Raw genomic sequence first — 14,020 nt, 5'->3', positions numbered from 1 at the left:
ATAATATCATGAGAGCTTGGGATGCGCTTACATTTCCTATTATAAACAATTATCTGACTTTTGTGAACGGAAACGCACCAATTTCTATAAAAATTATTTTTCTAGAAAAATAAACCATTAAAAAAAAGAGGATCGAACCGGAGGATCACCCCCATTCATGTTTACAGAAATAATTCGTACAGTTTCATAGCAAGATACGCGATACCGGCTCCGATCAACGGCCCGACTGCCACCCCTTTAAAGAGAGCGACGGCTAACACTGTACCAAGGACGAGGGCCGTCGTCAGGTGGGGGTCATCTTCCAATAGAATCAACCCATTCTTCGCAATCAATGCCACTGCCATCCCGGAGGCGAGTGCAATCCAGGCATAAGGGGACCTCAACGAATCAACGAGATCCTTAAAGCCGATTTCCCCGGTCGCAATCGGTGCGAGTACGGCAATCGTAATGATCGTCACCCCCCAGTTAATGCCTTTCGACTGGATCGTCGCGAAAATTTTCTCATCAAGCCCAATCAGCTTTAGTACAATTAGAAATGCTACGGCTATAATGATGGATTGATTTTTCGCCATCAGCCCGATTCCCAATAAAAGCAGTAAAAACATGAATGGCTGAATCATATCATTCCCCTGCCTCTCCTTTATGTACTCCAATCATTATCCTACCATATCAACTTTTCACTTCATTCATAAAATGCTCCAACCACTGCAAATATATCTTCCTTTCATTTCCTGTCTCCTATAAAATAGAAGTACTAGACCCGGTAGGAGGGAAACCCTTGAATTTAGATTATGTTTATCGAACGATCCGCTTTCTGATCGTTCTCTCGATCATCATTTTCTCATTGATTTCACTCTATTACATATGGAAACTTGCTTATCCATTCATTATCGCCGTTGCCATCGCCTTGTTGATCAATCCCCTGGTGAACGGGCTGGAGAAATGGCTGCCAAGGATATGGGCCGTCACTGTGTCCCTCATCTTGATCGTCGCCATTTTTGCAGGGCTCATCACGTTATTGATTGCGGAGATCGTCTCCGGAGCCAATTATTTAGCAGAAGAGCTGCCTAAGCATGTTCAAACTCTTGTTTCATATGCAGAGGATATCATCGTGGAACACGTTATCCCCCTCTACAATCAGCTTGCCGGATTATTTAAAAATCTTGAAGCCGGTCAGCAGGATACGATACTTGAAAATGTCCAGACAGCCGGAACGAAAATCGCGACGTCGGCTGGTGATTTCCTGCAGAACTTTTTTACCAAACTGCCGCAGCTGATCTCGTGGATCCCAAATGCCGCATCGGTCCTGATCTTCGCGGCACTCGCCACATTCTTCATCAGCAAGGATTGGTATACATTATCCTCCAAAGCGGAGAAAATCATTCCGGGTAAGGCAATGAGCAGTGGAAGGAAAGTGTTCTTCGACTTAAAACGGGCACTGTTCGGGTTCATCCGTGCTCAATTCACTCTCATCTCCATCACGGCCATCATCGTGTTGATCGGGTTGATCATCCTCAGAGTAGATTACGCTATCACCATTGCACTCGTGACTGGTCTCGTGGATATCCTCCCTTATCTCGGGACAGGGGCAGTATTCGTGCCTTGGATCATCTATGAATTCATTACGGGCAATACAGGATTGGGGATCGGCCTGTCGGTCCTGTACCTGGTCGTTGTCGTCCAACGGCAGATCATGGAGCCGAAAGTATTGTCTTCAAGCATCGGTCTCGATCCCCTCGCTACCCTGATCGCTCTATTCGTCGGGTTTAAGCTTATCGGTTTTCTCGGACTGATCGTCGGCCCTGTTGTACTCGTGATCCTATCCACTTTGAAGCGGGCAGGAGTGTTTGAAGATACGTGGAAATTCATTATGGGTGTAAAATAGGGAAAAGCACTGCTCGTGAGCAGTGCTTTCTTCATTATCGATATATAATAACGTTCCCTTTATTGATCCAACGTTTGAATAACCGGAAAAAGTATGGCTTGAACATTCTTCTAGTAGGTGGGAGTAATAATAAAAATCCAAAGGCATCGGTAACGAATCCCGGAGTCAACAGGAGGATACCTCCCACAAGGATACACAAACCATCCATGATGGCCTCCCCAGGCATCTGCCCATACTGCATGTCCCGCTGCGCTTTTCTTATCGTCTCGATCCCCTGCTTCTTGGCCAGGTACGCTCCGAGGATCCCTGTCGTAATAATCAATAACACGGTCGGGACCAGACCAATGGCCTGTCCGGAAAGGACCAATAATCCAATTTCAAGCGCAGGTATGATAATCAATAGTAAAAGCATATATCTCATGATGGATTCCTCCACTTGGTTTAGTACTTGCTGGTATTTATTATAGCATATTAGGGAAGTTGTGTTTTATGTTGGTTGAGTGCGTACGGGTTATCCTTGTTACGGTGCTTTTGAAGTGTTGCCTCCACAACACTCCACCTAATACAAAAAACCAGAGCCCTTATAAAGACTCTGGTTTCCCCATAAATATCTACTTACAATACGCTCGCATACCCATTATAAATCACGCCATGAGTCGCATCCACCGTGATTTCCTGGCCATTCTTGAATAATGAGGTGGCATGATCGACTCCGACCACGACAGGAATTCCAAGGTTGATTCCGACTACGGCTGCATGACTTGTCAGACCGCCTTCTTCAACGATCAGTGCTGAACATTTTTCAAGGGCAGGCATCATTTCTTTATCCGTGCCGATTGTGACAAGGACGGCACCGTCAGTCATGTTCTTCACAGCTTCTTCAGCTGATGTGGCAACGACTGCTTTACCGTATGCAGATCTACGTCCGATTCCTTGACCTTTTGCAACGACATCGCCCACTACGTGGATTTTCATCAGGTTCGTCGTTCCGGATTCACCAATCGGAACACCCGCTGTGATGACGATGCGGTCTCCGTGCTTCGTCATACCTGAGTTGACGCTCTCTTCTACTGCCATATCAAGCATTTCATCGGTTGTCGTCACTTTGCGGCCGACTGTAGGGTATACGCCCCATACAAGTGCCAGGCGGCGTGATACAGAGTCTGTACCAGTCACGGCTACGATTGGTGCTTTCGGACGGTATTTAGAGATCATGCGTGCCGTGTGGCCACTCTCAGTCGGAGCGACAATGGCATTCACATCAAGATTTAGAGCTGTATAGGCAACGGATTGACCGATGGCATCCGTCATATTGTGCTCGCTGTCTTTGCTGCGAGAAGATAGGATCGCGTTGTAATCTAGCGCCGTTTCTGCTCTCGACGCGATGTTATGCATCGTTTGAACCGCTTCTACAGGGTAAGTACCTGCTGCCGTTTCACCAGAAAGCATGATCGCATCTGTACCATCAAATATGGCGTTGGCTACGTCACTTGCTTCGGCTCTTGTCGGTCTTGGGTTGCGCTGCATAGAATCAAGCATTTGAGTCGCTGTGATGACAGGCTTACCAAGAGAATTACATTTCTTGATCAGCATTTTCTGCACAAGTGGTACTTCCTCAGCAGGGATTTCCACACCAAGGTCTCCACGTGCAACCATCAATCCGTCAGATACTTCAAGGATTTCATCGATGTTGTCTACACCCTCTTGGTTTTCGATCTTAGGGATGATTTGAATATGTGAAGCATTGTGCTCTTCCAATAATTGACGGATCTCAAGTACATCGGATGCACGACGTACGAATGATGCTGCGATAAAGTCAACGCCTTGTCCAATACCGAATACGATATCGCTGGCATCTTTATCAGTGATTCCCGGCAGGTTCACAGATACGCCCGGTACGTTTACACCCTTTTTATTTTTAAGGGTGCCGCTGTTGGCAACATGTGTATGGATTTCGCCGTTCGCTTTGTCGATTTCCGTCACTTCCAAACCGATTAAACCGTCATCAAGAAGAATTTTGGAACCGACATGAACATCATCGATCAATCCTTCGTATGTAACGGAGAATTTCTCAGTTGTTCCCAGTACTTCTTTCATGGAAACGATGATGTTGGATCCTTGTGTTAATTCGATAGCTCCGTCCTGCATATTGTTTGTGCGGATTTCCGGACCTTTTGTATCAAGCAGGATCCCGACTGTTTTACCGGCTTTTTCTGCTGCTTCGCGGATATTGATGATACGCTGTCCGTGCTCATCGTGGTCACCATGTGAAAAGTTCAAGCGGGAAACGTTCATTCCGGCTTCGATCAGTTGTGATAACTTTTCTACAGTTTCACTGGCAGGACCGATCGTACATACTATTTTCGTTTTTCTCATTTTCTTTACCTCCTGAAATCTTACAACAATTTAGATTGAAAGCTCTTTGGAAAGTCTGTACATGTTTAAATCAATTTGATGTGGCTTGGCAAGTGCTTCAATGATATCGTAATCAACTAATTGATTTTTCTCAATTCCTACCGCTCTTCCGCCTTTACCCTGGGCCAATAGCTCAACGGCATGAGCCCCTAAGCGGCTTGCAAGGACACGGTCTGCAGCTGTCGGTGTTCCACCGCGCTGAATATGACCAAGGACGGAGACACGCGTATCCATTCCTGTTTCTTCTGTGAAGCGGTTCGCAAATTCATTTGCAGACATGACACCTTCTGCAACAATGATCACACTATGTTTCTTTCCGCGTTCCTGTCCTTTTTTCAAACGACCGACAACGTCATCAAGATCGAATTTCTCCTCAGGGATCAGGATCGTTTCAGCTCCACCGGCAAGACCTGACCATAGAGCGATGTCCCCCGCGTTGCGTCCCATTACTTCAATGATGAACGTCCGCTCATGGGATGTAGCCGTATCACGGATTTTATCGATCGCATCGATAACCGTATTCAGCGCTGTATCGAAACCGATTGTATACTCAGTCCCGGGAATATCATTATCAATCGTTCCCGGTACACCGACACATGGGTATCCCCATTCCGTCAAGGCTTTTGCCCCTTGGTAAGAACCGTCCCCACCGATGACAACAAGTCCTTCAATGCCGTGTTTTTCTAATTGCTCGATCCCTTTTTTCTGGCCTTCTTTTGTTTTGAATTCTTCACAGCGGGCTGTATAAAGCATTGTTCCGCCACGATGGATGATATCACCGACAGAACCAAGCTCAAGCTTCTTGATGTTCCCGTTGATTAATCCATTATACCCTTGATATATACCGTATACCTCTATATCCATGAAAATGGCTTTACGCACAACTGCACGGACGGCTGCATTCATACCGGGTGAATCTCCACCACTCGTCAATACACCAATCTTTTTCACTACGATCACCTCATTAAGAAATATGCCTTTATATGTAAATGAATGGGACTACTTGTTAATCGTTTCACATAAATCAAAGAAAAGGAAAATTACAGGTTTCATTCATTACATTATTATGGACCAATAGACTTTGGATTATTTCTAAAATAACACGAAGGTTCAAGGTTCTCAACAAGTTACTAGGAGGAAAAGCAAAAGACGAAATAATCTATTAAATGGAAGCGTTTTAATTGTTAAAACCTTCAAAATATCGTCACAAACCGTTTATTTTTAACGTTTGAATGAAAAAGACTGACAAATGGTATCTCCTATTTGTCAGTCCATCGTTTGTTATGATTTTACCCCGATAAGATCATTTAAAACCGAATATTCACCCATCGCCTTGAATTTTTCATAACGATGTTGGATTAGCTCTTCCTTTTTCATCGGAACCAACTCTTTCAATGAGCTCTTAAGGACGTCGTTGATATACTTCGCCTGTTCCTCTACATCTTTATGGGCTCCACCTTTTACTTCCGTGATGATGTCATCGATGATCCCAAGCTCCTTAAGATCGGGAGCCGTGATCTTCATGGATTCAGCCGCGCGTTTCGCCTGGGTGGAATCTTTCCAGAGGATGGCCGCTGCCCCTTCAGGTGAGATGACGGAGTAGGTGGAGTTTTCAAGCATATGAATATGATTTCCCACTCCAAGGGCCAATGCACCGCCGCTTCCGCCTTCACCGATGACGATGCAGATGACGGGAACCGTGAGTCCGGCCATCTCCACAAGATTCCGTGCAATGGCTTCACTCTGACCGCGTTCTTCTGCCGCTTTCCCGGGATACGCACCCTTTGTATCGATGAAGCAGATGATCGGCCGATTGAACTTGTCCGCCTGCTTCATCAAGCGGAGTGCTTTTCGGTACCCTTCAGGATGAGGCATCCCGAAGTTCCGGCGGATGTTTTCTTTCGTATCTTTCCCTCTTTGGTGACCGATGATCGTCACAGGGACATCGTGAAACTTCCCGACGCCTGAAACAATCGCTTCGTCATCCCCATACAGACGGTCTCCGTGCATTTCAATGAAGTCCGTAAAGAGATATTTGATATAATCCAGAGTCGTCGGACGCTCCGGATGACGGGCCACCTGGACCCTTTCCCATGGCTTCATGTTTTCGTAGATATCATTTTGAAGCTTTGTGAGACGGTTCTCAAGCTTCTCGATTTCCTTCGATAAATCGACGTCCGACTTCTGGGTGAACTCCTTCAGTTCGGCAATTTTCTTCTTGAGTTCGTATACAGGCTTTTCAAATTCCATCTCATTTACCATGGCAGATCACCGTCCCACTGATGTATATCAAGTATTGTCCCGATTTTCTCTTTCAACTCGAGTCTCGAGATGACTCCGTCAAGTTGTCCATGCTTTAATAAAAATTCGGATGTCTGGAAGTCCTCCGGCAGGTCTTCACGGATCGTCTGCTCGATGATCCTTCTGCCTGCAAATCCAATCAGTGCTCCCGGCTCCGCAAAGTTATAATCCCCGACGGATGCGAAACTCGCGGATACTCCGCCTGTCGTAGGGTGGGTCATGATCGAGATGAAGAGCCCACCGTTATCGCTCAGACGTTTCAACGCTACACTGGTCTTCGCCATCTGCATCAAGGAAAGGACACCTTCCTGCATACGCGCTCCGCCTGAAGCCGTGAAAATGATGAATGGTACCTTCCGTTTATCTGCTTCTTCAATGGCTCTCGTGATTTTTTCTCCGACCACCGATCCCATGCTTCCCATCCGGAAACGGGAATCCATGATGGCTGTCACGACTTCCACTCCATTAACCTTTCCTGAACCTGTCAGGACGGCTTCATTCATGCCCGTCTTCTTACGGTCCTTTTCCACTTTACTTTCATAATCAGGAAAGTTCAGGGGGTTACCTGAAGTCAGGTCATGATCGAGCTCCTTGAACGTGCCCTCATCTATAAAACTATCGACTCTCTCTGGTGAGCTCATGCCATGATGGTATCCACAATGGATGCACACCTTTAAGTTTTTTTGAAGTTCTTTCGTGTACATGATTTTTTTGCAATCAGGACATTTTGTCATGATGCCTTCCGGAACGTCATGTTTGGCCGCTTCAGAAGGAATCGTTGCATATTTTTTCTTTTCTTTTTTTGATTTGTTAAAAAGTTCCTTTAGCAAGGTGAAACCTCCTTACCGAATGACACTAGCTTGCTTCAGCGGGGAAATATTCCCTTACATGACAGCTGCCCATTCGCTTCTCTATAGTAAGTGCTTTAACTGCTTGACTATCAGTTTAATGGAAGTGTTTAAAAAAAGATGTTGGAAATTGTCGCGTCTTCATCGACAATTTTCCTAACCCTTCTATACGTCTCTTGCACAGTCTCTTTCTCCTGGTGATCGATGCCACTGAGCATTGAGATCAGTTCTTCCCTCATAGCTGCCGTGAGCTTCTTCTCACCACAGATCAACGTCTCGAAATCATTCAGGATATTCCAGATCCGTTGGGATAAGTAATTCGAACTCATCATGACGATCTCCCTGAACACGTCGTCCAGATTCTCTGATTCTGAAACGTTCACATGCAGGGAATCTGTTTTCCTTTTATCTATATACAAAGCCTTCAATGCTTCTTTTTCAATCATCATCTTCGTCTGAAGGATGTCTTCCTGAGCCATGTCATCCTGGAGGATAAACATGCCCAGAAGGTCGATCAGATGGTGGTCCCTGAAATCCCGAAGGAAGGTACCTTCCCCTCTGCGGGTTTCAATCAGCCCTAACAGTTCTAGGGCCCTGAGTGCTTCCCTTACTGAGGAGCGTCCGACGTTCAGGCGCTCGGACAGCTCCCTTTCGGACGGGATTTTATCTCCAGGCTTCAGACAATCCTTTGATATCATTTCTCTAAGCTGGTGAACAATTCCAATATATACCTTAGCGTGAGTTTGGAGAGAGTTCACTTCTGTCATCATTCACTCTTCCCGATGACTGCTAAATCTTCTGTTTTCTTACGGATTTCTTCCGGGTCCACCTTTAATCGGGCAACCCCTGTTTCCATAGCCGTCTTGGCTACGGCAGCAGCTACAGCCGGTGCGACGCGTTTATCGAATGGCGCAGGAATGACATAGTCCGCGTTCAGTTCGTCTTCCGTGATCAAAGAAGCAATCGCTTCTACAGCAGCCTGCTTCATTTTTTCATTGATGTGTGTTGCACGTACGTCCAGTGCACCCCTGAAGATCCCAGGGAAGGCAAGGACATTGTTCACCTGGTTAGGGAAATCAGAACGTCCTGTTCCAATCACTTTGGCTCCCGCTGCTTTCGCAAGCTCCGGCATGATTTCAGGAACAGGGTTCGCCATGGCGAAGATGATTGGATCCTGTTTCATGGAAGAAACCATTTCTTCCGTCAGTGCACCGGCAACAGATACACCGATGAATACGTCGGCATCTTTCAATACTTCAGCTAAGCCGCCCTTGATATGGTCACGATTTGTAAATTTCGCCACTTCGTCTTTCGTGCTGTTCATCCCTTCAGGACGACCTTCATAAATCGCACCCTTGGAATCACACATGATGATGTCCCTTACCCCGTAACGGTAGAGAAGCTTAATGATGGCCATACCGGCAGCACCGGCGCCATTCGCCACGACTTTGATTTCGGACATTTTCTTCCCGACAATTTTGAGAGCGTTCACAAGTCCCGCCACAGTAACGATTGCCGTACCATGCTGATCATCATGGAAAATAGGGATATTCGTTTCTTTCTTCAGGCGCTCTTCAATTTCAAAGCAATTCGGAGCGGCGATATCTTCAAGGTTCACGCCTCCGAACGTCGGCTCAAGGAGCTTGACGGTTTCAACGATCTTGTCCACATCCGTTGTGTTCAAACAGATCGGGAATGCGTCTACTCCTGCAAAACTCTTGAATAGTACCGCTTTTCCTTCCATGACGGGAAGAGCCGCTTCAGGTCCGATATTCCCAAGACCCAGAACAGCCGTACCATCGGAAACAACCGCGACCATATTCCCTTTCATCGTGTAATCATAGACGGTTTCAGGCTTGTCATAAATCACCTTACAAGGTTCCGCCACCCCGGGGGAGTAAGCTAAGCTCAAGTCATCCGCATTTCGGACTTCCACCTTGGATTTCGACTCTAATTTCCCTTTATTCACTCGATGCATATGCAGAGCTTCTTCACGTAATGACAAATTGGCTCACTCCTTCTGATTCTTTTACATGCTATGGATCGAATCGTGCCAAAGACGACTCTTCTAAATGTAAAAATGGATAAATAAAATAATAAGTTCAGAGGTGGTCAGACCACCTTTTTCTATTAAACAATAATATAAATTATGGTTTTAGTAAAGTATGTTATTGCAATATCACATTTGACTCCCCAAGAATTCGGTACAATTCCCTAAGAGCCCCTTGTGAAGGATTGATGCGCAGATGATCCGGAAGCCTTATACTCTTTTTGGCTTGCTCGTTGTAGACGATGACCGGAATCTTTCCTTTGAACCGGTTAATGGCTTGATGGATCCTCTCCATACAAGCTTCTTCGTCCTGACCCGCGGCGATTTTTAAATAGAGCTTTTGGCTGCTCTCTTTCACCCTTGCTTGAACGTCTTCCATCGTTTCGAGCTGGTTCACGATGAACTGAAGCTTATCGTTGCGATCTTCCACATTGCCCCCGAATAGGAGAATATTTCCTTCTTTCAGTAATGGCATATTATGTTTGTACACATTCGGAAACACGACGGCTTCCATCTCACCGCTTTCGTCCCCGATCTCAAGGAAAGCCATCACTTCCCCTTTTTTTGTTCGAATCGATTTCATCCCGGTAATATAACCGCCGAGTGACATTTTCGATCCTTTTTGAAGGTCGGCTATCTGCTGCAATCCGAGATTTTCAAATAAAGGCCGGTAAGAAGAAACCGGGTGATCCGATAAGTATAGTCCAAGTACCTGTTTCTCAAACTGAAGCTTCGTATCGATCGTCATGTCATCCACTTCCACGTATTTAGGCTTTAGCATAAACGCCTCTTCCTCATGGAACAAGTCAGGATCGTCATCAGGATTCACAAGCTCTGCATGCTGCGCTGCCACATCAAGGCTTGCAAGCAAGGTAGCGCGGTCGATCCCGAATTCATCAAACGCCCCGGAGAGAACAAGATTCTCTAAGATCTTCCGGTTGATCGTCTTCGATGACACCCTCATGCAGAAATCGAACAGATCCTGAAACGGCTTTTCCTTTCTCGCACGGGTGATTTCCTTTAGAGCCGCAGCCCCGATACCTTTAATCGCCCCGATGCTGTAGCGGATCACATTCTTTCCTTCTACTGTAAAAACAAACTGACTGCTATTGATGGACGGGGGAAGGATCTCAATGTCATACTGCGTGGCTTCCCGCATATACTGAGCCACCTTCGCTTCATTCCCAACGACGGAAGTCAGGAGGGATGATAGGAAGAACGCAGGATAGTGTGCTTTCAGGTAAGCGAGCTGATAGGCGATCATGCTGTAGGCAACGGCATGCGACCGGTTGAAACCGTAATCGGCGAAGCGGACGATCAAGTCATAAATCGTATGGGCGACCTCTTCTTTGTAGCCTTTACGGATCGAACCGGAAACGAAATGCTCCCGCTCCTGATCGAGGACGTCCTTTTTCTTCTTGGAAACCGCTCGTCTGAGGAGATCCGCTTCGCCGAGGGAGAACCCGGCCATTTTCGAAGCGATCTGCATGATCTGCTCTTGATACACGATGACCCCATACGTCATTTCAAGGATCGGTTTCAAATCGGGATGAGGATATTCCACCTGTTCTTTTCCATGTTTCCGATTGATATACATCGGGATGTTCTCCATCGGACCCGGACGGTACAAGGCGTTCACCGCCACGATGTCTTCAAAGGAATTAGGCTTGAGCCTTTTCAGCACATTCCGCATCCCATCCGATTCCAGCTGGAAGATCCCATTCGTCTGCCCTTTAGTGAGCAGTTCGAACGTTTTGGCATCATTCATCGGGATCGACTCGATAGCAAACGGTTTTCCCGTCCCGATTTCAACGTTCTTCACGATTCTTTCCAATATACTCAGATTGCGAAGTCCGAGGAAATCCATCTTCAACAATCCGATCTCTTCTAAAATATCCATAGAATACTGTGTCAGATGAATACCAGATGAACTCCCCTGGATCGGCACCCATTGCACTAAAGGAGCTTCACTCATCACGACTCCCGCCGCATGGGTGGAGGTGTGTCTCGGAAGCCCTTCCAGTTTAAGAGCCGTCTGAAACAACTTTTTATAATGATCAGAGCCCGTCACAAATTCCCGGAACCCCTTCGACTTTTCATACGCTTCCTGCAGCGTGATCCCCAGCTGATTCGGCACGAGCTTCGATACCTGCTCCTGCTCCTTCATATTGAGTCCGAACACACGCCCCGTATCACGGAGCGCCGCTTTCGCTGCAAACGTCCCGAACGTGATGATCTGGGCGACATGCAGGCTGCCGTACTTCCCTTCCACATATTCGATCACTTCATCGCGCCGATGATCCGGGAAATCGATGTCGATATCCGGCATTGACACCCGTTCAGGATTCAGGAATCGTTCAAACAACAGCTGATGCTCCAGGGGATCCACGTCCGTGATCCGGAGAGCGTAGGAAACGAGGGAACCTGCTGCCGACCCACGTCCCGGTCCGGTCAGGATCTTTTTGTCCTTCGCATATTTCATGAAATCCCACACGATCAGGAAGTAATCGCTGAACCCCATCCTGCCGATGACTTCAAGCTCATAATCCAAGCGCTCAATATACTCATCGGAAACAGACTCCACCCGCTCACTTAACCCCTTTTCACAAAGATGAGTCAATTCCACGAGGGCGGTGACTCCTTCAGGCAGAGGATATTTCGGTAGGAGCTGTTGATGAAAAGGAATGGTCAAATGACAGAGATCGGCAATCTTCATCGTATTTTCCAGTGCCTCAACATGATCAGAGAATAGCTCCACCATCTGATCCTTGTTTTTGAAGTAATACTCCTGTGATCCGAGTACGTCCCGGTCATCCTCAGCCAATTTCACCCCGTCCCGGATCGCAGCCATACACTCATGGGCAAAATGATCTTCCTGCTCCAGGTACTGCACATCATTGGTGGCGACCATTTCCGTCCCGGTCTCTTCCGCTACCTGTTGTAGTATTGGGATAAGCGCATCCTCAGAGGCAATGCCATGCTTTTGAATGCTTAAATAAAAGGAGTCCCGGCCGAATATCTGCTGATAGGTGTGGATGCATTCCTTCGCTTTTTCAGTTTGATCATGTAATAGCAGACTCTCAATCTCACCAGAGACGCCTGGAGTGATGGCGATCAATCCCTTACTGTAGGATGAAAGCCACTTCAGCGGTAGTCCTTCTTTCGACTTCGCCCCGATGGCACTTGAGATTTTTAATAGATTCTGATAGCCCGTCTGATTTTTCACAAGGAGAACAAGGGGATGGGAACCTTCATCTGAGGCAATATCTGCGGTCAATCCGATGATCGGCTTGATATCTTCTTTTATACACGCCTTATAAAAAGGGATCGCGGCATACATCATATTCTTATCGGTCAAGGCAAGCGCCTTATACCCTGACTTCTTCGCTTTATGTACAAGTCCATTTATCGAAATCGTGCTAGACAAGAGACTATAGGCACTCGCTATTTGTAAATGAACAAATGACATGTTATGCACAACCTTTTTCTCAATATACCTTTATTATAGGTAAGAAACCGCAAAAAAGAAAATATGTTCTCCCTCATATCTTGTCCCCGAATCCCATATAGTTATCGTAAAGACACGTAACAGATGGAGATGATGAAATGGCGGAAGCTTTCTTTCCGGAATTATTCAAAAGCTTCTTTATCGCTATGGGAGTACTGCTCGGTGGATCACTGCTCGGCGGATTGGCCTCGTTTGCCATGGGGCAGCCCCTGTTCATTGAAATGAGACGACTATCCGATTTCTTGCGCATCTGGGCCATCATCGCAGCAATCGGCGGCACATTCGATACAGTGTACAGCTTTGAAAAAGGCTTCCTGAACGGGGAGACAAAAGAACTCTTCAAGCAATTCCTGTGGATCCTGTCTGCACTCGGAGGAGCGAACACCGCTGCCATGATCATCACCTGGCTCACCCAGGAACATATGCCGTCATGAGAATCCCCCCTTTCTACCGGCTTCCCTCCTGGCAGCGGTTCTTCGCCGGAATGGTCGTAGGAGGCATCATCAGCTGGATGATCTTCCTCTTCATGTTCGGCACCATGCATGAAAAACAGGCCCTTAAAATAGAAGAACAGAAAAACGACATCAGCAAATTGAAAAACACTCTGTCCTACTTACAGGAAGAATATAAACAGTTAAATCAGGAAAACGAAAACGAACTGATCATCCAGGAAGTCAAGATTAAGATCATCAATAACACCAAGACAAAAGTGGAACTGCTCAGTATTCATGAAACCGAGGACAAACTGAGCGAAGATTTGCGGAGCCTTTTGACCAAGGATTTAGAAACGGTGTACGGAAATAAAGAGCTCATCAAGAAAATCATTGAAAATAAAACCGTCAAGCTGAATGATAAGAACTTCCGGCTGAAAGTGAAGGAAATGTACTTTTACACGACTACTCAGATTACGCTGGAGTTGAAGTATGAGGATGATTAGATTTGTTGGATGAACCTGTCGTGTGATGGGTTCTTTTTTGTTTAATTTGCTCGCGATGGTTTTGAAATGGTTGTTT

The 14,020-nt window shown here is 46.4% G+C and carries 12 protein-coding genes; 3 read left to right on the top strand and 9 right to left on the bottom strand.

Going from position 1 to position 14,020, the window contains the following annotated elements:
• Nucleotides 1-161: 161 nt before the first annotated feature.
• The gene (locus ACSQ2E_RS07080) at nt 162-620 is read right to left on the bottom strand and encodes a DUF441 domain-containing protein (RefSeq protein WP_435989907.1); all 459 of its coding nucleotides are present in this window, start codon (nt 618-620) and stop codon (nt 162-164) included.
• A gap of 158 nt (nt 621-778) precedes the next feature.
• Between ACSQ2E_RS07080 and ytvI the strand changes: the two genes are divergently transcribed.
• A complete protein-coding gene (gene ytvI, locus ACSQ2E_RS07075; protein ID WP_435989906.1) occupies nt 779-1,885 on the top strand; it encodes a sporulation integral membrane protein YtvI in 1,107 nt (368 codons plus the stop codon).
• 34 nt (nt 1,886-1,919) lie between these two features.
• On the opposite strand, the gene ACSQ2E_RS07070 is transcribed toward ytvI, so the two are convergent.
• The 8 genes from ACSQ2E_RS07070 to dnaE all read right to left on the bottom strand — a co-directional run bounded on the left by ACSQ2E_RS07070 (nt 1,920) and on the right by dnaE (nt 12,968).
• Nucleotides 1,920-2,306, bottom strand: coding sequence for an FxsA family protein (locus ACSQ2E_RS07070; RefSeq protein ID WP_435989905.1), 387 nt, complete (start codon nt 2,304-2,306; stop codon nt 1,920-1,922).
• Between the two features lie 194 nt (nt 2,307-2,500).
• Nucleotides 2,501-4,261, bottom strand: coding sequence for a pyruvate kinase (pyk, locus tag ACSQ2E_RS07065; RefSeq protein ID WP_435989904.1), 1,761 nt, complete (start codon nt 4,259-4,261; stop codon nt 2,501-2,503).
• Nucleotides 4,262-4,291: 30 nt separating this feature from the next.
• Nucleotides 4,292-5,251 carry a 6-phosphofructokinase gene (gene pfkA, locus ACSQ2E_RS07060; RefSeq protein WP_435989903.1) on the bottom strand — a complete coding sequence of 320 codons (960 nt, stop codon included), beginning with the start codon at nt 5,249-5,251 and terminating at the stop codon, nt 4,292-4,294.
• A 330-nt stretch (nt 5,252-5,581) separates the two neighbouring features.
• The gene (gene accA, locus ACSQ2E_RS07055; protein ID WP_435989902.1) at nt 5,582-6,562 is read right to left on the bottom strand and encodes an acetyl-CoA carboxylase carboxyl transferase subunit alpha; all 981 of its coding nucleotides are present in this window, start codon (nt 6,560-6,562) and stop codon (nt 5,582-5,584) included.
• Nucleotides 6,556-7,431: an acetyl-CoA carboxylase, carboxyltransferase subunit beta gene (gene accD / locus ACSQ2E_RS07050; RefSeq protein WP_034756926.1), complete on the bottom strand. Its 876-nt coding sequence runs from the start codon at nt 7,429-7,431 to the stop codon at nt 6,556-6,558. The genes accA and accD overlap by 7 nt, the downstream gene beginning before the upstream one ends.
• 128 nt (nt 7,432-7,559) lie before the next feature.
• Complete coding sequence (locus ACSQ2E_RS07045; protein ID WP_435989901.1) at nt 7,560-8,219, bottom strand: FadR/GntR family transcriptional regulator; 660 nt, start codon at nt 8,217-8,219, stop codon at nt 7,560-7,562.
• Nucleotides 8,216-9,454, bottom strand: coding sequence for an NAD(P)-dependent malic enzyme (locus ACSQ2E_RS07040; RefSeq protein ID WP_435989900.1), 1,239 nt, complete (start codon nt 9,452-9,454; stop codon nt 8,216-8,218). Before ACSQ2E_RS07040 ends, ACSQ2E_RS07045 begins: the two co-directional genes overlap by 4 nt.
• A gap of 163 nt (nt 9,455-9,617) precedes the next feature.
• Nucleotides 9,618-12,968: a DNA polymerase III subunit alpha gene (dnaE, locus tag ACSQ2E_RS07035; protein ID WP_435989899.1), complete on the bottom strand. Its 3,351-nt coding sequence runs from the start codon at nt 12,966-12,968 to the stop codon at nt 9,618-9,620.
• A 137-nt stretch (nt 12,969-13,105) separates the two neighbouring features.
• Here dnaE and ACSQ2E_RS07030 point away from each other — a divergent pair, with 137 nt between their 5' ends.
• Together ACSQ2E_RS07030 and ytrI are read left to right on the top strand one after the other, a co-directional pair.
• Complete coding sequence (locus ACSQ2E_RS07030; RefSeq protein WP_034756917.1) at nt 13,106-13,441, top strand: YtrH family sporulation protein; 336 nt, start codon at nt 13,106-13,108, stop codon at nt 13,439-13,441.
• A complete protein-coding gene (gene ytrI / locus ACSQ2E_RS07025) occupies nt 13,438-13,944 on the top strand; it encodes a sporulation membrane protein YtrI (RefSeq protein WP_435989898.1) in 507 nt (168 codons plus the stop codon). Before ACSQ2E_RS07030 ends, ytrI begins: the two co-directional genes overlap by 4 nt.
• Nucleotides 13,945-14,020 lie beyond the last annotated feature (76 nt).

It is taken from the genome of Rossellomorea sp. LjRoot5, from assembly GCF_964253455.1.
GTDB lineage: Bacteria > Bacillota > Bacilli > Bacillales > Bacillaceae_B > Rossellomorea.
This window is presented reverse-complemented; position numbering and strand designations above follow the sequence as displayed.